The following is a 16,730-nucleotide window of genomic DNA, read 5'->3' on the forward strand; positions in this document are numbered from 1 at the left end:
GGTACTCCACGGTGGTGGCGTCCACCCCTGCCGACTGAACCTGGTCGGTCCACCCGTCCTCCGAGCCGCCGACCACCGGGGAGCCAGCGATGTCCACCACGTCCGCGACGAGCAGCTCGCTCGCGATCGACGGTCTGGTCTCCGGGCTCAAGACCACCGACCTCATCAACTCGCTGATGAGCGTCGAACAGGTCCCGCAGACGCTGCTCAAGGCGAAGGTCACCACGACCAACTCCTTCATCTCGTCGCTGCAGACCATCAACGGGCTCGTGCAGTCCCTGGCCACCAAGGCCGCGGCCGCCGCGAAGCCCGGCTCGCTCGACCTGTTCACGGCGTCGTCGAGCGCCGCGAACGCCACCGTCTCGGCGAGTGCGACCGCCACCGCCGGCTCCGTGTCCTTCACGGTCGGTCAGACGGCCGCCGCGCAGGTCGGTGTCACCGCCGCGATGTCGTCCTGGGGGGACACCGCGTCGGCGCTGACGCTCACGAAGCCGGACGGTACGAGCACCACCGTGACGCCGGCATCGGGTTCGCTCGACGACACCGTGACGGCGATCAACGGCTCCGCGGCCGGGGTCACCGCCACGAAGGTCGCCGCGGGGACCGACGCCAGCGGCACGAAGCTCTACCGGCTCCAGCTGACGAGCACCGCGACGGGCGCCGCGAACGGGTTCACCCTGCACCGCGGGACCGCCGCGGACGTCACCGCGGGCACCGCGACCGACGTGCTCGCCGAGCCCGGTGCGGCCGTCGTCACCCGGGCCTCCGACGCATCGGTGACGCTCTGGGGCGGGACGGCTGCGGCGCAGACCATCACGAGTGGGACGAACACGTTCGCCGACCTGCTGCCCGGCGTCAGCGTCACGGTGTCGAAGGTGTCGACGGACCCCACCACGGTGACGGTCGGTCGTGACAGCACCAAGGCGCAGGCCGTGGCCTCCGGGCTCGTCGACGCGCTCAACGCGGTCACGTCGTACTACTCGTCCAACACCGGTGTGACGAGCACGACCAGTCCGACGAGCGGAACGACGAGCACCACCGCCGGTGTCCTGCTCGGGGACGCCACCACGCGGTCGGCCGTCCAGCGGCTGACCAGTGCGATGTCGACCCCGGTCAACGGGAAGTCGCCGTCGTCGATCGGCATCGTCATCTCGAAGGACGGCGACTTCGACTTCGACGCCGCCGCGTTCCAGAAGGCCCTGGCCGCCGACCCCGCCGGCACGCAGGCGATCATGTCCGGTGTCGCGCAGGCCGTCTCGGACGCCGCCACCGCCGCGAGCGACAAGTACACCGGCTCCATCACGACCGCGATCACGGGGAACCAGTCCGTGGTCAAGGACCTCAACACGCAGATCGACTCGTGGACCGACCGACTGACGATGCGCCGGGCGACGCTGCAGACGCAGTACGCCGCGCTCGAGACCAGCCTCAGCAAACTGCAGTCGCAGTCCAGCTGGCTCGCCGGTCAGCTCTCGTCGCTGTCCAAGTGAGCCGTAGGAGAACCGTCATGAACGCCTTCGACCTCAGCGGGTCCGCCGCCTTCCGGCAGGCCGCGAAGCCCCGCACCGTCACCGACCAGCGCCGCGCCCAGTACACGAACGAGGCGGTGCTGTCGGCGACGCCGGCCCAGCTCGTCACGATGCTCTACGACCGGCTGCTGCTCGACCTGCACCGGGCCGAGAGCGCCCAGGTCGCCGCCGACTGGGACGCCGCCCGCGAGCAGCTCCTGCACGCGCAGGCCATCGTGGGGGAGCTGTCCTCGACGCTGAAGATCGACGTGTGGGACGGCGGCGAGGGACTGCTCGCCGTCTACAACTACGCGTCGACGTCGCTCATCACCGCGAACGTGCACCGCGACGTCCAGGCCACCCGTGACTGCATCCGGATCCTGGACCCGCTCCGCCAGGCCTGGCACGACGCCGCGGCCGCGTTGCCGGCGACCCCGGTCGCGCCGCAGCACACCGCGGGTGGGGCGCTCGGTGTCGCCTGACGCCGAGGCACCTCGGTCCGCCGAGGACACGACGGCGCACGCCCGCTGGGAGGCGGCTCTCGCCGACCTCGAAGCGACCCTCGACGACACGACCGGCACCGACACGACCGACACCGACACGACCGGCACCGACACGACCGTCGACGGCACCGCCGCGGGCACGGTGACCCCCTGGTCCGCGCCGACCGGGCTGGGACCGGTCCCGCGCGACCTGGTGGGACGTGCCTCCCGGCTGCTCGCCGCGCAGCGCGACCGGATCACCGCCGTCGAGGACGCCCGCCGGGTGACGCTCGAGCACCTCGGCGCGCTCCGCGCGGTGGACGCCACGCGCACCCCGCAGGCCGCCGTCTACCTCGACGCCAGCGCGTAGCCGGTCGACCGGCCCCCGTTCGGGGCGAGCGCTAACACCGCTCGGGACCGCCGCCGATAGCCCCTGTCGAGCACGGATCGCTCGACCACCCGGCCACGGATCGGCCACCACCGCCACGGCGACGTCCCCCGGACGGCGCCCGACGAGGGGACCCATCCGTGCTCGACTCCGTGACGTCGGCCGCGCTGCAGAGCGCACTCGACGGTCTGTCGATGCGCCAGCGCGTCATCGCGAACAACATCGCGAACATCAACACCACGAACTACCACGCCGAGAAGGTGCAGTTCGAGGACGCGCTCGCGAAGTCCGTCGTCGACGGCAACGGCCACACCGCGCCGTCCGTCGCGCGGAGCCTCGAGCCGACGAACACGAACGGCAACAACGTCAACCTCGACGAGGAGACGCTCTCGAACGTCGACACCGTGCTGCGCTACCAGTTCGCGACGCAGGCGATGAACTCCGAGCTCACCCAGGTCCGTGCGGCGATGCGGACCAACTCGTGACGACCTTCGACGCGATCGGCATCGCGAGCACCGGCATGACCGTGCACCGGAAGTGGCTCGACGCGATCTCCGACAACATCGCCAACGTCAACACCGTCCGCTCGATGGACGACTCCGCCTTCCAGGCCCGCTACGTCGAGGTCCAGGAGGGCAACGGCGTCTCCGGCGCCTACGTCAAGGGCGCCGCGTTCGGCAGCGCCGCGGGACGCGTGACCTACGACCCGGACAACCCGCTCGCGAACGCCGAGGGCTACGTCCGGATGCCGGACATCGACCTCGGGACGCAGATGGCGGACCTCATCATGGCCCAGCGCGGCTACCAGGCGAACGCCGCCGTGGTCGACCGTGCCAAGACCGCCTACGAGGCGGCACTGCAGATCGGGAAGAACTGATGCCCATCGACGGCGTGAACGGCGTCACCACGAACGCCATGACGAACGCGCTCACCTCGGTCTCCGGGACGAGCAGCGACATCGGCACCTCGGCCACCTCCGGTACCGAGGGAACCGGCGGCAGCGGCTTCGCCGCGTCCCTCGGCAACGCGGTCGACGGCCTGCAGCAGCTGCAGAGCGACTCCAAGACGCTCGCGCTCAAGGCCGTCACGGGCAACCTCGACGACATCCACGACGCCACGATCGCGTCCACCCGCGCCCAGGTCACCCTCGAACTCGTCGCCGCCGTCCGCAACAAGGGCGTCGACGCGTTCAACGAGATCATGCGGATGCAGGCCTGATGCCCGCCGGCATGCAGAACGTGCTCGGCCGACTCGGCGCGTACGTCAAGGGGTTCACCGCCGCACAGCGGACCATCGCGATCATCGGCGTCGCAGCGCTCGTGCTCGGCGGGATCGCGCTCGCGTCCTGGCTCGGCAAGCCGTCCTACGCGCCGCTGTTCACCGGCCTGGCCGCGGCGGACGCCAGCTCGGTCACCGACCAGCTCACCACCGACGGTGTGCCGTTCCAGCTCACCGACGGCGGCGCGACGATCCTCGTGCCGCAGTCGAAGGTCTACACGGAGCGGCTCAAGGCCGCGTCCAACGGACTGCCGTCGTCGAACGAGGGCGGCTACTCGCTGCTCGACACGATGGGCGTCACGAGCTCCGAGTTCCAGCAGGACGTCACCTACAAGCGGGCGATCGAGGGCGAGCTCGCCAAGACGATCTCCGCGATGGACGGCGTGCAGACCGCGAGCGTGCAGCTGGCGATCCCGAAGAAGTCGGTCTTCGTGTCCGAGGAGAAGGACCCCACCGCGTCCGTCTTCATCGCCACGAAGAACGGCGCGCAGCTCGACACCGACCAGGTCCAGGCGATCGTGCACCTCACCAGTGCCGCGGTCGAGGGCATGCAGCCGACCGACGTCTCGGTGGTCGACCAGAAGGGCCAGACCCTGTCGGCCGTGGGCACCGGTGCAACCGGCTCCGGCACCGACCAGGCTGCCGACTACGACGCCGCGACGAGCAAGAAGGTCCAGGACCTGCTCGACACCACGCTCGGCGCGGGCAACGCCAGCGTCGTCGTCGCCGCCACCATGAGCGACAACTCCGGCACCCGCACGACCGAGTCCTTCACCACCCCGACGACCGGCCCGGTGGCGCTCAACGAGTCGTCCACGAAGGAGCAGTACGGCGCCGGCGCGAGCGGTGCCGGCGCGGGGGCGACCGGAGTCCTGGGCCCGGACAACATCGCCGTCCCGAACGGCACCGCCAAGACCGGGACCGGTACGGGCGACGGCGGGTACGAGAACCAGTCCGCGACGAAGAACAACGCCGTCGACAAGACCACCGAGACCACGCAGATCCCGGCCGGGGCGATGGACCGCCAGACGATCTCCGTCGCCCTGAACTCCAAGGCGAAGTCCGTGCAGGGCGTCAACCTGCAGAGCATCAACGACCTGGTGGCGAACGCGGCCGGCGTCGACGCGACCCGGGGAGACCAGGTCAAAGTCGCGATGATGGACTTCGACACCAGCGCCGCCGACGACGCCGCGAAGGCGCTCGAAGCGCAGCAGCAGGCCGACCAGCAGGAGGCGCTCTGGTCGGCGATCCGCACCGCCGGCATCGTCGTCGGGATCGTCCTGGCCCTCATCGCCCTGATGGTGTTCCTGGCCCGCCGCGGTCGCCGCCAGCAGCGCGAACAGGTCGACATCGGCGAACTCGACGCGTTCGGCGAGGCGTTCCCGCTGCCCCTGGCGGTCGAACCCGCCGACGTCCGCACCGGACTCGCCGCCGGCGACGCCCCGACCGTGGCGCTCCAGGCGCTGCCCCACGACGACGCCCCGACCGAGGTCCTGACCACGGACGAGATCACCGCGGAGCGCCGCCGCCAGGACATCGCCGCCCTCGCCGAACGCGACCCGAAGCGCACGGCCGAGCTCCTCCGCGGGCTGCTCGACGACCGGGCGTCGGTGTGAGCGCCGTCGTCCCCGCGCCCGGCACCGACCGACCGCTGACCGGGGCGCAGAAGGTCGCGCTGATCCTCATGCAGATGGACACCGAGCGTGCTGCCGAGGTCATGAAGCAGTTCACCGAGCTGGAGGCCGAGGAGATCTCGCAGGAGATCGTCCGGATGCGCCGGGTCGACGACGAGGTCGTGGACCGCACGCTCGGCGAGTTCCACCGCCTGACCCGCACCGGCCGGACCAGCCGTCGCGGCGGCAAGGAGACCGCGCTCGGCCTGCTCGAGGCGTCCTTCGGCGCCGAGCGCGCGGCCGGCGTGATGGACCGGCTGGCGTCGAACCTCGCCGGCCAGTCGTTCGAGTTCCTCGACGACGCCGAACCCGGACAGGTCATCGCCCTGCTCGAGGGCGAGCTGCCGCAGACCATCGCCCTCGTGCTCGCCCACCTGGGGCCGGCGCAGGCGAGCGCGGTGCTCGCCGGCGTCGACGAGCGCGTCCGCACCGACGTCGCGCAGGCGTTCGCCACCATGGGCACCGCCACACCCGAGTCCGTCGGCATCGTCGCCGGCGTCCTGCGTTCGCGCGCCGGCGCCGTCGTCTCGCCCCGCGAGAGCGTCGAGGTCGTCGGCGGCATCGCGCCGCTGGTCGAGATCATCAACCGCTCGGACGTCGCCACCGAGAAGGCCGTCCTCGACGGTCTGGAGGCCCGTGACCCGGAACTCGCCGAGGACATCCGTTCGCGGATGCTCACCTTCGAGGACATCGTGAAGCTCGAGTCGCGCGACATCCAGCAGGTGCTCCGCGGCATCGACTCGAAGATCCTGGCCACCGCCATGAAGGGTGCGCCCACGCCGGTCGTCGAGACGATCCGTGCGAACGTGTCCGAGCGCAACCGCGAGCTGCTCGACGACGAACTGCAGTCGATGGGCCCGGTCCGGGTGTCGCAGGTCGAGGAGGCGCGTGCGGAGGTCGTCCGCTCGGTCCGCGAGCTCGAGGCCCAGGGCGTCATCACCGTCCACCGCACCGAGGAGGACGAGCTCGTTGACTGAGCCCTTCGCACCGCTCGCGTTCCCGGTGATCACCGACGCCGCCCTGGCCGGCCGCGCCGCCAGCGCCGACGTCCGCGGCCACGCTGCCGGGTACGCCGCCGGGCTCCGGGCCGCGCACGTCGAGACCGAAGCGATCCGCGCCCGGATGGACGCCGAGCACGCCGCTCGACTCGCCGACCTCGAGTCGCTCGTCGTCGACCGGCTCGCCGTCCTCGAACGGGCCGCCGCGGCGCTCCGGGACCGGGTCGCGCCGGTGCTCGCCGCCGCCGAGGAGTCCGTCGCCAGCGCGGCCGTCGACCTGGCCGAGGCCGTCGTCGGGTACGCGGTGCGGGCCTCCCGGACCGACCCCACCGTCGTCGGCGGCCCGTCGGCCGCGGCCGAGGCGACGCTCCGGCGGGCGCTCGACGTCGCCGCCGCACCCGTCGTGACCGCGGTCCGGCTGAGCCCGGCCGACGCCGCCGCTGTCGCTGACCTGGCCGTCCCGGTGCCGGTCGTCGCCGACCCGACGCTGCGCGACGGCGACGCCGTCGTCGACCTGCCCGACGGACTGCTCGACGCACGGATCGACGACGCCCTCGCCCGGGCCCGTGTCGCGTTGGGAGGGACCCGGTGACCGCCGCGACCCTGCTGCGTCCGCGCGGCCTCGACGACGCACTCCACGCCGCCCGGCCGCAGCGCGTCGGCACCGTGACGAGCGCCGTCGGCCTCGGGCTCACCATCGCCGGACTCGACGCGCACGTCGGCGAGGTCATCACCGTCGGCGCCGAGGGTGCTCCGCAGACCGCCGTCGAGGTCGTCGCCACCGACGCCACCGGCGTCCGCTGCATGCCCCTCGGCCGACTCACCGGCATCACCGCCGGTACCCCGGCCCGCTCGACCGGCCGCCCCGTGCTCGTGCCGACCGGTAGCGGGCTGTTCGGGCGGGTGCTCGACGGACTCGGGCGGCCGATCGACGACCGTGGCCCGCTCGACGCGGATGCCTGGGTGCCGCTCGACCACGACACCCCGAACGCGATGGCCCGCACCCGGATCGACACCCCGATGCAGCTCGGCGTCCGGGTGCTCGACACCCTGACCACCGTCGGCCGCGGGCAGCGCATGGGTCTGTTCGCGGGGTCCGGCGTCGGCAAGTCCTCGCTGCTGTCGATGATCGCGCGGGGGAGCGACGCCGCCGTGAACGTGATCGCCCTGGTCGGCGAACGCGGCCGCGAGGTCCGGGAGTTCCTGGAGGACGACCTGGGCCCTGCGGGCCTCGCCCGCTCGATCGTGGTCGTGTCGACGTCCGACGAGCCCGCGCTGATGCGCCTCCGTGCCGCCTTCGTCGCGACCCGCATCGCGGAGTCCTTCCGCGACGCCGGGCAGGACGTCGTGCTCATGATGGACTCGCTCACCCGCGTCGCGATGGCCCAGCGTGAGATCGGTCTGTCCGTCGGCGAACCGCCGGCCACCCGGGGCTACCCGCCCTCGACGTTCTCGGTGCTCGCCGGACTGCTCGAGCGGGCCGGCACCGACCGGGTCGGCAGCGTCACCGGGATCTACACGGTCCTGGTGGACGGCGACGACCACAACGAGCCGATCGCCGACGCCGCGCGCAGCATCCTCGACGGGCACGTGGTGCTCGACCGGAAGCTCGCCGTCACCGGACACTTCCCGTCCGTCGACGCCCTCGGGTCGATCTCCCGCGTCGCCTCGAAGGTCACGACCCCCGAGCAGCGTGCGACCGCGACCGCGCTCCGGAAGGTCATGGCCGCACGCCGCGCCGCGCAGGACCTGCTCGACGTCGGCGCGTACCAGCGCGGCACGAACCCGCTCGTCGACGCGGCCGTGGACCACCAGGACGCCATCGACGGCTTCCTCCGGCAGGGCATGGCCGAGCAGGTCACCGCCGCCGGGTCGTGGGAGCGCCTGGCCGGGCTCGTCCGCACCCTCGGCGTCGGCGGAGGGGTGCTCTGATGGCCCGCCGTTTCCCGCTCGCCGGACTCCTGCGCCTGCGGCACGCCGAACAGGACCGTGCCGCCGCGACCCTCGCCGACGCCAACGGCCGGGTCCGCGACGCCGCCGACGCCCGGATGGCCGCACGCCGCACCCTGGACGACGAACCGTCGACGATCAGCGACGCGGCGACGCTCAGCGCCGTCGCCTCGGCCCGTGCGGCGACCCGGGGGATGCTCGAGGAACTCGACGCCGTCGTCCGCTCCCGCCGCGCCGACGCCGACCGGGCGCAGCAGACCTACAACGCCGCACGCCGTTCGGCACTCGGGCTGGAGAAGCTCGAGGGCCAGCACACCACCCGGGTCACCGCCGAGGACCTGCGCACCGAACAGAACGCACTCGACGAGATCGCGGCCCGTCGCCGCACCGAGGGGGGACACCGATGAGCATCGACGCCGTGCTGTCGCGGATCAGCGAGATCCGCAGCCAGATCGAGACGCTGCAGAGCGGCACCGCGGGGACCGCCGCGGGGTCCGCCGCCGCGTCGTCCGCGGCCGCCTCCACCTTCGCGGACGCCCTCGCGACCCAGAGCGGAGCCGGAGCGGGTTCCGGGCTCGGGACGGCCGCCGGTTCCGCCGCCACGGCCGCTGGGACCACGGGAGCCGGAGCGGCGTCCACCGCCGCACCCGCCACCTCCGTCGACGCCGGCCGCGGCACCCTGGCGACCGGCAGCGGAGCCACGGGGGACGCCGTCGTCGCCGCGGCGAAGAAGTACCTGGGCGTGCCGTACGTGTTCGGCGGCGAGACCCGCGCCGGCATGGACTGCTCGGGCCTGGTGCAGACGGTGTTCAAGGACCTGGGCGTCACGATGCCCCGGGTCGTGCCGGACCAGGCCGACATGGGCGTCGCGGTGCCGTCCCTGGCACAGGCGCAGCCCGGCGACCTCATCATCCCCAAGGGCGAGGGGCACATCGTCATCTACGTCGGCGACGGCAAGGTCCTGCACGCCCCGCGCCCCGGCAAGGACGTCCGGATCGTCGACAACTGGTACAAGGACTCCGACATCGCCACGATCCGTCGCATCGTGCCGTCCGGCCAGGAGGCTGCGGCCACCTCCGCCGCGCAGGTCGCCCGCTCGGTCGGTGCGCCGAGCGCCACGAACGCCACCGACATGCAGATGGCTGCGCTGCAGTCGCTGTTCGCCGGGAGCGCCGCATGAACGCGCTCCTGACGGGTGCGCCGCTGGCACCGGTGCCGGCCGTGATGCGGCCGCGCGGGGCGGGGGAGCGTTCCGGCGCTGCCGAGGCCCGGTCCGGCGCCGAGTTCGGGGCCGCGCTGTCCGCGGTGTCTGCACTGTCCGCGGTGTCCGGTGCGGGGCAGCGCGACCGGGGACGACCGGAGCCGACCAGGGACGACGGCACCCCGTCTGCGACGACCGTGAGCCCGACGGGCAGCGCGTCCGGACTCGTCGCGCCGACGACCGGGACCCCGGGCGCCGTCACGAGCGATGCCGCCACGAACGACGACGCCGTCACGAGCGACGCCGCCATGACGGAGCCCGTCGCTCAGTCGGTCGCGAACGTGCTCACGCCGGGCGTCGCCGCCGCACTGGCCGGCACGGGCACGGGCACCGTTCAGGGTGTCGTCGAACAAGACCTGGCAGTGGGGACGGTCGCCACGCCCGCGACCGCCGCTCCGACCGGTGACGATGCGACCGCGGAGACGCCGGACCCCACCGCTGACGCAGCGACCGGCACGCCGACACCGGCCCTGCCGAACGCGGCACTGTCGAACGCGGCACTGCTGAACACGGTGTCGCTCGTCGCTGCCGCGATGAGCACGGCTCCGGCGGCCCCGACCGCGTCGTCGTCCGCGACGGCTTCCGCCGCCTCGTCCACCGCTCCGGCGGCCGGCGTCGTCGGGACTCCGGCCACGGCACCGACCGGGGCCGCCCTCGCGTCCGCTGCCACCGCCGCAGCCCAGCCCACCGCTCCCGCCGGACAACCGACCGCCGCAGCCGCAGCAGCAGCGGCCCTGACCGTGACCGCGGCCGACCAGCACCCCGCGGTCCGGCACACAACTGCCGCGCTCCCTGGCACGCAGGCCGCCTCCGCCGCTGCGCCCGCGACGGCCACCACCCCGGCCGGCCACGTCGCCACCGCAGCCGGCGCGGACCAGGGTGGGACGAGCCTCCCGGCCGGTCCCGGCACCGTCGACGCGCCCGTCGACGCGCCCGTCGTCCTGGCCGTCCCCGCGACCGCGGCGCCCGTCAGCAGCACGCCCACCGCAGCCCCGTCGGCCCCGACGTTGCCCGCCGCACCGCAGCCGGTCGCCCAGCAGCTCGCACGCCCGCTGTTCACCCTCGCGCACGCCGGACCCGGCGAGCACGTCCTGACCGTGCAGCTGACGCCGGAGGCGCTCGGCCCCGTCACCGTCCGCGCCCACGTCACCGGGCACGGCATGCACGTCGAGCTGTTCGCGGCCTCCGACGCCGGGCGCGACGCGGTGCGGCAGATCCTGCCCGACCTCCGCCGCGACTCCGGCGGCAGCACCACGCTCGACCTGTCGGCGCAGAACCACCCGGCCGACGCCGGCGCCGACGGTCGGGACCGGGCAGCAGCCGACACCGCCGGGCGCGACGGGACCGGTCGGGAGACCGACCACCCCGCCAGCCGGGAGGCCCGCACCGGCCCCGCCACGTCCCTCCCGTCCGCCCCGACCACCGTCCGCACCGCGGGACTCGACGTCCTCGCCTGACCGGCCACCACGACAAGGAACGAGAACCATGCCACTCGACGGGATCACCGGCTCCGTGGACACCGCCACGGCCGCCGCCGCAGTCGCCGCCAACCCGACCTCGTCGCGGTCGCAGACGATGGACTCCGAGGTCTTCATGAAGCTCCTCGTGACGCAGCTCCGCAACCAGGACCCGTCGTCGCCGATGGACACGAACCAGATGATCAGCCAGCAGACGCAGCTCGCGATGATGGAACAGGTCACCAACCAGACCACGACGGCCAACGAGGACTTCTCGCTGCAGATGCGGATGGCCGCCGCGAACCTCGTCGGGAAGCAGGTCAGCTACACCGACGCCGCCTCCGGCGCGGCCGTGACGGGGACCGCCACCGCGGTGTCCTACGCCAAGAGCGTGCCGACCGTGACCGTGAACGGGAAGGAGGTCGATCTCGACGTGATCTCCGGTATCACCACCGCCTCCGGTTCCTGACCCCACCCTCTTCCCACACACTGCTCGTCCACGAAGGGACGCACCATGCTCCGCTCGCTCTACTCCGGCATCTCCGGCCTCCGCTCCCACCAGGAGATGCTCGACGTCACCGGCAACAACATCGCCAACGTCAACACCGTCGGCTTCAAGTCGTCGACCACCGTCTTCCAGGACACCCTGTCGCAGATGACCCAGGGTGCCGGTGGTCCCCAGACCGGCATCGGCGGCACGAACCCGGCGCAGATCGGCCTCGGCGTGCAGGTCGCCGGCGTCTCGACCAACTTCGCCCAGGGTTCCGCGCAGGCCACCGGCAAGGCGACCGACCTGATGATCTCCGGCGACGGCTTCTTCGTCACCCGCCTGGGCAACGACACCGTCTACAGCCGCGCCGGTGCGTTCGACTTCGACGCCGACGGCCGCCTGGTCAGCTCCGACGGCAAGATCGTCCAGGGCTACTCGGCCACGGACGGCGTCGTCAACGACGGCGGCCAGATGAGTGACATCACCCTGCCGCTGCAGGCCGCCGCCCCCGCCACCGCGACCAGCACCGCGGGCGTCACCGGCAACCTGCCCTCCGACACGAAGACCGGCGAGGTGCTCAACCGCGACGCCACCGTCTACGACCAGTACGGCACCAAGCACACCCTGTCGCTCGCCTACACGAAGACCGCCACCGGGTGGACCGTCGCCGCCTCGAACGGGCAGGGCGCCTCGGCCACCGGCACCGTCGCGTTCGGCGCCGACGGCAAGATCACGCGCGGTGCGACCCTGCAGGTCGGTGGCGTCGCGGTCGACATGACCCAGCTGACCGGGTTCGCCGCGCTGAACACCGCGGCGATCTCGTCGCAGAACGGGCACGAGGCCGGGTCACTGAAGAGCTACTCGATCTCGAAGGACGGCACCGTGATGGGCACGTTCTCGAACGGCGCCTCGCTGGCCGTCGGCCGGATCGCCCTCGCGACCTTCGCCAACCCGGCGGGCCTGGAGAAGACCGGCGCGTCGGGCTACCGCGCGACCGCGAACTCCGGTGCCGCCACGGTCGGCGTCCCGGGATCCGCGGGCGTCGGCTCGCTGGCCGCCGGAACGCTCGAGATGTCGAACGTCGACCTGTCGCAGGAGTTCACCAACCTGATCGTCGCGCAGCGCGGCTTCCAGGCGAACGCCCGCATCATCACCACCTCGGACGAGGTGCTGCAGGAGCTGACGAACCTCAAGCGCTGATGAACGACGAGGACCCCCGATCCCGACTGCCGCTCGGCAGGGGAGCGGGGGTCCTCTTCGTGACCGTCCCACACGTGTCAGACGACCGGCGCGCGGTACCCGTTCCCGACCTCTAGGCTCGGTCGAGTACTCGCCGGTGCACGGGGCGCACGGCGGAACCAGGGGGAACACATGTCGATCACGTCCAGGATCACCATCGCGGGCGCGACCGCGATCATCGCCGCCGTCGCCATGACCGGCTGCGCCGGACCCGGCAGCACCGCGCCGGCGAGCGAGCGGCCGACGTCGAAGGCATCGTCGGCTGCCGCGACGCCGACGCCGACCGCCGAGGCGGCGATGCCCACCGATCTGACATTCGAGGACGGTGAGGCGCTCTCCACGACCAAGCTGCCGGCGTTCAGCCTCGAGGTCTCCGCCCTGGCCGACTGGAAGCAGACCGGTGAGGACCCCGCCACGGGGACGCGGGAGTACACGAAGTCCGACGGCTCCGTCGCGACGATCACGCAGCAGCGGATCACCGACCTGGACCCGACGATCGGCGACCGTGCGGCCACCGAGCAGCTGTTCACCGCCGCCGGGTTGCCCGCCGAGCAGCTCGAGGAGCAGCTCCTGCCGACGATGACCGACGGCACGGCACAGTTCCTGTCGATCGCGGGCCACAACTCGGACGGCTCGTGGTCGGCGACCGTCGCGCGTGCGTTCGCGAAGCCCGGTGCCGCGCTCATCGTGAAGGTCAAGACGTCCTCGCAGGAGTCGCTGCGTCCGGACCTGCACGACATCCTCGTCCACGCGCAGGTCGTCATCGTCTAGTCGCGGTCGCGGTCGCGCTGCCGGTCGTCGTCCACGGCCGGGAAGGCCACGACGGCCAGCAGGCCGCCGTCGCTCCGTGGCGTGAGGTCCAGGGTCGCGCCGTGTGCGGTCGCGACCTTCTGGACGAGCGCGAGTCCGAGTCCGAAGCCGCTGCCCTCGCTGCGGGTGCGGTCGAGTCGACGGAACGGTTCGGTCAGCGTGGCCGCCTCGGCAGCGGTGATCCGTCGGCCGTCGTTCGCCACGGTCAACCGCACGTCGGGCTGCGCGGTGACGTTGATGTCGATCGTGCCGCCCGGGACGTTGTGCACGACGGCGTTCCGGACGAGGTTCACGACGAGCTGCCGGACGAGGACCGGTTCACCGGGGACGACCGCGTCGTCGAGGTGCACCGACACACGGAGACGGCGGGCGACGAGCTCGGCGTCCACGGTCCGGAGGGCGGACGCCACCTCGTTCCGCAGTGCGATCGGTCGAGCCGTCAGGTCGGAGTCGCCGCGTGCGAGCTCGAGGAGCGCAGCGGTGATCGAGGTCATCTGGTCGACCGTGGTGTGCAGCCGATCGAGGGTCCGGGCGGTCTCGGGCGGGTGGTCCGACCGGAGCGCCACCTGCAGCATCGTCTTCATGCTCGCCAGCGGGGTGCGGAGTTCATGGGACGCGTTCGCGGTGAACCGGGACCGGCTGGTGAAGGAGGCCTCGAGTCGGTCGAGCATCGCGTTCACCGTGTCGGCCACGTCCCGGATCTCGTCGTGGGGTCCGTCGACCGCGATGCGCGCGTCGAGGTTCCGGTCGTCGAGTCGTTCGGCGGTGGCGGCGATCTGCCGGAGCGGCTGCAGCAGTCGGCCGGCGACGAACCAGCTCACGACACCCCCGACGCCGCCGATGACGAGCAGCGCCGGCAGGGAGACGATGAGGAACAGCCGCAACACGTCGTCGCGTCCGTTGATCGTGTAGAGGTCGTGGGTCGTGCCGTAGGGGAACGGGCCGGCGGTGAACGCGTACCCGGGCACGATCGCCAGCACCGCGAACACCGTGGCGAGCATCGCCCCGCCGGTGAGCAGGATGAGTGCCGTGTAGGTGAGCGTCAGACGGAGCCGGATCGTCAGCCGTCGAGGCTGCTCGGTCACGGTCGCTCCTCGGACACGGACGGAGCTCGGGCGTCGGGTGCGATCGCGTAGCCGACCCCGGGCGTGGTGCGGATCGGGTCCGGGTCGCCGAGCCGTCGCCGGAGGCCCGAGATCGTGACCCGGATGGCGTTCGTGAACGGGTTCGCGTTCTCGTCCCACGCCTGCTCGAGCAGCTCCTCGGCGCTGACGACCCCACCCTCGGCACGAAGCAGGACCTCGAGCACGGCGAACTCCTTCCGCGACAAGCGCAGGTACCGGTCGTCGCGGTACGCCTCGCGCCGGAACGGGTCCAGTCGGATCCCGGCCCGTTCGAGGACCGGTGGCAGGCGTCGTCGGCTGCGTCGGTTCAGGGCACGGAGGCGCGCGACGAGTTCCTCGAGGTCGAACGGTTTGCCGAGGTAGTCGTCCGCACCGAGCCGGAGGCCGTCGACCCGGTCGCCCAACGTCGTCGCCGCGGTGAGCATGAGGACGTTCGGGCCGTCCTCGGACGCGACGATCCGGGCGCAGACCTCGTCACCGTGCATGCCGGGCAGGTCCCGGTCCAGGACGACGACGTCGTACCGGTTGACCGCCAGCCGTTCCAAGGCGTCGAGACCGTTCCCGACGACGTCGGCCGAGACCGCCTCGAGTCGGAGGCCCGCCTGGATGGCGTCCGCGAGGAACGGTTCGTCCTCGACCACGAGTACGCGCACGCTGCTCCTCACCCCGCAGCGCAGGGAGCACGACGGCAGGGTCATCAGAACACACCCCGTGTAACGCTGGCGTAAGGAGGAACCCCGACGCTGCCGCAACGGCCCATCTCGTGTGCTGGGCGCATGCACCGCTCCCGAACTGAACCCACCGCCGGCGTGCCAGCCACGGTCCGTCCCACCGCCGCCGACCCGGCCCTGGTGACGCCGCTGCTGCCGTCGCTCACCGGCCTCCGGTGGGTGGCCGCGTTCGTCGTCTTCGCGTACCACGTGCGGAACCTGGGCTACTTCTCCGGACGTGCCCAGGGCCTCCTGTCCGACACGATGGGTGCCGGCGCCACCGGCGTGTCCCTGTTCTTCGTCCTGTCCGGGTTCGTCCTCGCCTGGGCGCACAGACCCGGAACGCGGCCGACGACGTTCTGGTGGCGCCGCGTCGCCCGCGTCTACCCGCTGCACTTCGTCGGCGTGGTCCTGGCCGTCGTGGTCGCGCACGTCCTCATGCCGAGCATCGTCACGACGTCGTCGAAGGCGCTCCTGGCGAACTTCCTGCTGGTGAGTTCCTGGCACGGGCCCTGGTGGCAGGCGGGCAACCCGGTGTCGTGGTCGCTGGTCTGTGAGGCGTTCTTCTACCTGGTCTTCCCCCTGCTGATCCGGGTCCTGCACGGGGCGCGAGCCGGGGTGCTCTGGGCTGCCGTGGCGCTGTCGGTGCTGTCGGTCGTCGTCGTGCCGCATCTGGTCGCCGTCCTGCCCGGCCAGCTGTCCGCGGCGAACTGGCCGCTGGCCCGGCTGCCCGAGTTCGTGCTCGGTGTGACGGTCGCGTGCCTGATCCGGTCCGGCTCATGGCGTGGACCGGGCGTGGCGGCCTCGGCGGTCGTCGCGGTCGCGGGCTTCGTCGCAGCCGACCGGTACCCGGCGTCACCGTTCGCCCTGAACGGCTGCACCCTGATCGGGTTCACGCTGCTGATCGCCGCCCTCGCCCGCGCCGACGTCGCCGGCGTCCGGACCGTCCTGTCGTCGCGGCCGCTCGTGGCCCTCGGTGAACGGTCCTTCGCGTTCTACCTCGTCCACCTGCTCGTCATCGACACGCTCGGCGCGCTCTGGCCGGTCGCCGATCCGCGCCCGGCGATCGGCGGGCTGGCACTCACCGTCCTGGCGCTGGCCGTCGCGCTGCTGGTCGCGGCCGTGCTCCACCGACTGGTGGAACGGCCCGCACGCACGGCACTGCTGGCGGTCCCCGGGCTGTTCGCTCCGTCCAGGGTGTCGGTGGTGACGCGGTGACGAGGCGTCCGCCCAATGGATCCGGACCAGAGCGCGGGTCCAGAGGCGAGCGCGGATCCGGACGGGAGGCGCGGGGCGGCGGGGGAGCACCGGCGCGGTTCCCGCCGCGGCACGTCCACCCCCGGGGCTCGACCGTCACCCGAG

Annotated in this window: 19 protein-coding genes; 17 read left to right on the plus strand and 2 right to left on the minus strand. The window is 72.5% G+C overall.

The annotated features are described in order from the left end of the window. The first annotated feature begins 89 nt into the window (after positions 1–89). From fliD to DEI97_RS08150, 16 genes are all read left to right on the plus strand, one after another. Entirely contained in the window at positions 90–1,490 is a 1,401-nt protein-coding gene (gene fliD, locus DEI97_RS08075) for a flagellar filament capping protein FliD (RefSeq protein WP_111073319.1), read from the plus strand. Between the two features lie 17 nt (positions 1,491–1,507). Next, complete coding sequence (gene fliS / locus DEI97_RS08080; RefSeq protein WP_111073320.1) at positions 1,508–1,990, plus strand: flagellar export chaperone FliS; 483 nt, start codon at positions 1,508–1,510, stop codon at positions 1,988–1,990. Next, entirely contained in the window at positions 1,980–2,360 is a 381-nt protein-coding gene (locus DEI97_RS08085) for a hypothetical protein (RefSeq protein ID WP_146248035.1), read from the plus strand. Before fliS ends, DEI97_RS08085 begins: the two co-directional genes overlap by 11 nt. 158 nt (positions 2,361–2,518) lie before the next feature. Continuing rightward, entirely contained in the window at positions 2,519–2,863 is a 345-nt protein-coding gene (locus tag DEI97_RS08090) for a flagellar basal body protein (RefSeq protein ID WP_111073322.1), read from the plus strand. Further along, positions 2,860–3,255 (plus strand): flagellar basal body rod protein FlgC, encoded by a 396-nt coding sequence (locus DEI97_RS08095; RefSeq protein ID WP_111044204.1) that lies wholly within the window; start codon positions 2,860–2,862, stop codon positions 3,253–3,255. Before DEI97_RS08090 ends, DEI97_RS08095 begins: the two co-directional genes overlap by 4 nt. Further along, entirely contained in the window at positions 3,255–3,596 is a 342-nt protein-coding gene (fliE, locus tag DEI97_RS08100; protein WP_111073323.1) for a flagellar hook-basal body complex protein FliE, read from the plus strand. Before DEI97_RS08095 ends, fliE begins: the two co-directional genes overlap by 1 nt. Next, positions 3,596–5,272 carry a flagellar basal-body MS-ring/collar protein FliF gene (fliF, locus tag DEI97_RS08105; RefSeq protein ID WP_111073324.1) on the plus strand — a complete coding sequence of 559 codons (1,677 nt, stop codon included), beginning with the start codon at positions 3,596–3,598 and terminating at the stop codon, positions 5,270–5,272. The genes fliE and fliF overlap by 1 nt, the downstream gene beginning before the upstream one ends. Continuing rightward, positions 5,269–6,306 carry a flagellar motor switch protein FliG gene (gene fliG / locus DEI97_RS08110; RefSeq protein ID WP_111073325.1) on the plus strand — a complete coding sequence of 346 codons (1,038 nt, stop codon included), beginning with the start codon at positions 5,269–5,271 and terminating at the stop codon, positions 6,304–6,306. The genes fliF and fliG overlap by 4 nt, the downstream gene beginning before the upstream one ends. After that, the gene (locus DEI97_RS08115; RefSeq protein WP_111073326.1) at positions 6,299–6,919 is read left to right on the plus strand and encodes a FliH/SctL family protein; all 621 of its coding nucleotides are present in this window, start codon (positions 6,299–6,301) and stop codon (positions 6,917–6,919) included. The genes fliG and DEI97_RS08115 overlap by 8 nt, the downstream gene beginning before the upstream one ends. Next, complete coding sequence (locus DEI97_RS08120) at positions 6,916–8,259, plus strand: FliI/YscN family ATPase (RefSeq protein WP_111073327.1); 1,344 nt, start codon at positions 6,916–6,918, stop codon at positions 8,257–8,259. The genes DEI97_RS08115 and DEI97_RS08120 overlap by 4 nt, the downstream gene beginning before the upstream one ends. After that, entirely contained in the window at positions 8,259–8,684 is a 426-nt protein-coding gene (locus DEI97_RS08125) for a flagellar FliJ family protein (RefSeq protein WP_111073328.1), read from the plus strand. Before DEI97_RS08120 ends, DEI97_RS08125 begins: the two co-directional genes overlap by 1 nt. Next, positions 8,681–9,457: a C40 family peptidase gene (locus tag DEI97_RS08130; protein ID WP_111073329.1), complete on the plus strand. Its 777-nt coding sequence runs from the start codon at positions 8,681–8,683 to the stop codon at positions 9,455–9,457. Before DEI97_RS08125 ends, DEI97_RS08130 begins: the two co-directional genes overlap by 4 nt. Then, positions 9,454–10,995, plus strand: coding sequence for a flagellar hook-length control protein FliK (locus DEI97_RS08135; RefSeq protein WP_111073330.1), 1,542 nt, complete (start codon positions 9,454–9,456; stop codon positions 10,993–10,995). The genes DEI97_RS08130 and DEI97_RS08135 overlap by 4 nt, the downstream gene beginning before the upstream one ends. Positions 10,996–11,023: 28 nt before the next feature. Then, positions 11,024–11,464 (plus strand): flagellar hook assembly protein FlgD, encoded by a 441-nt coding sequence (locus tag DEI97_RS08140; protein WP_110902389.1) that lies wholly within the window; start codon positions 11,024–11,026, stop codon positions 11,462–11,464. A 45-nt stretch (positions 11,465–11,509) separates the two neighbouring features. Next, positions 11,510–12,685 carry a flagellar hook protein FlgE gene (locus DEI97_RS08145; RefSeq protein WP_111073331.1) on the plus strand — a complete coding sequence of 392 codons (1,176 nt, stop codon included), beginning with the start codon at positions 11,510–11,512 and terminating at the stop codon, positions 12,683–12,685. 171 nt (positions 12,686–12,856) lie between these two features. After that, positions 12,857–13,495, plus strand: a complete 639-nt coding sequence (locus DEI97_RS08150; RefSeq protein ID WP_146248036.1) for a hypothetical protein — start codon at positions 12,857–12,859, stop codon at positions 13,493–13,495. On the opposite strand, the gene DEI97_RS08155 is transcribed toward DEI97_RS08150, so the two are convergent. Together DEI97_RS08155 and DEI97_RS08160 are read right to left on the minus strand one after the other, a co-directional pair. After that, a complete protein-coding gene (locus DEI97_RS08155; RefSeq protein WP_111073334.1) occupies positions 13,492–14,619 on the minus strand; it encodes a sensor histidine kinase in 1,128 nt (375 codons plus the stop codon). The two genes, DEI97_RS08150 and DEI97_RS08155, sit on opposite strands and share 4 nt — an antisense overlap. Continuing rightward, positions 14,616–15,311 (minus strand): response regulator transcription factor, encoded by a 696-nt coding sequence (locus DEI97_RS08160; RefSeq protein ID WP_111073335.1) that lies wholly within the window; start codon positions 15,309–15,311, stop codon positions 14,616–14,618. The genes DEI97_RS08155 and DEI97_RS08160 overlap by 4 nt, the downstream gene beginning before the upstream one ends. A 156-nt stretch (positions 15,312–15,467) precedes the next feature. Between DEI97_RS08160 and DEI97_RS08165 the strand changes: the two genes are divergently transcribed. Then, on the plus strand, positions 15,468–16,586 hold the full coding sequence (locus DEI97_RS08165) for an acyltransferase family protein (protein WP_181439106.1): 1,119 nt from the start codon (positions 15,468–15,470) through the stop codon (positions 16,584–16,586). Positions 16,587–16,730 lie beyond the last annotated feature (144 nt).

It is taken from the genome of Curtobacterium sp. MCLR17_032 (genome assembly GCF_003234795.2).
Taxonomy (GTDB): domain Bacteria; phylum Actinomycetota; class Actinomycetes; order Actinomycetales; family Microbacteriaceae; genus Curtobacterium.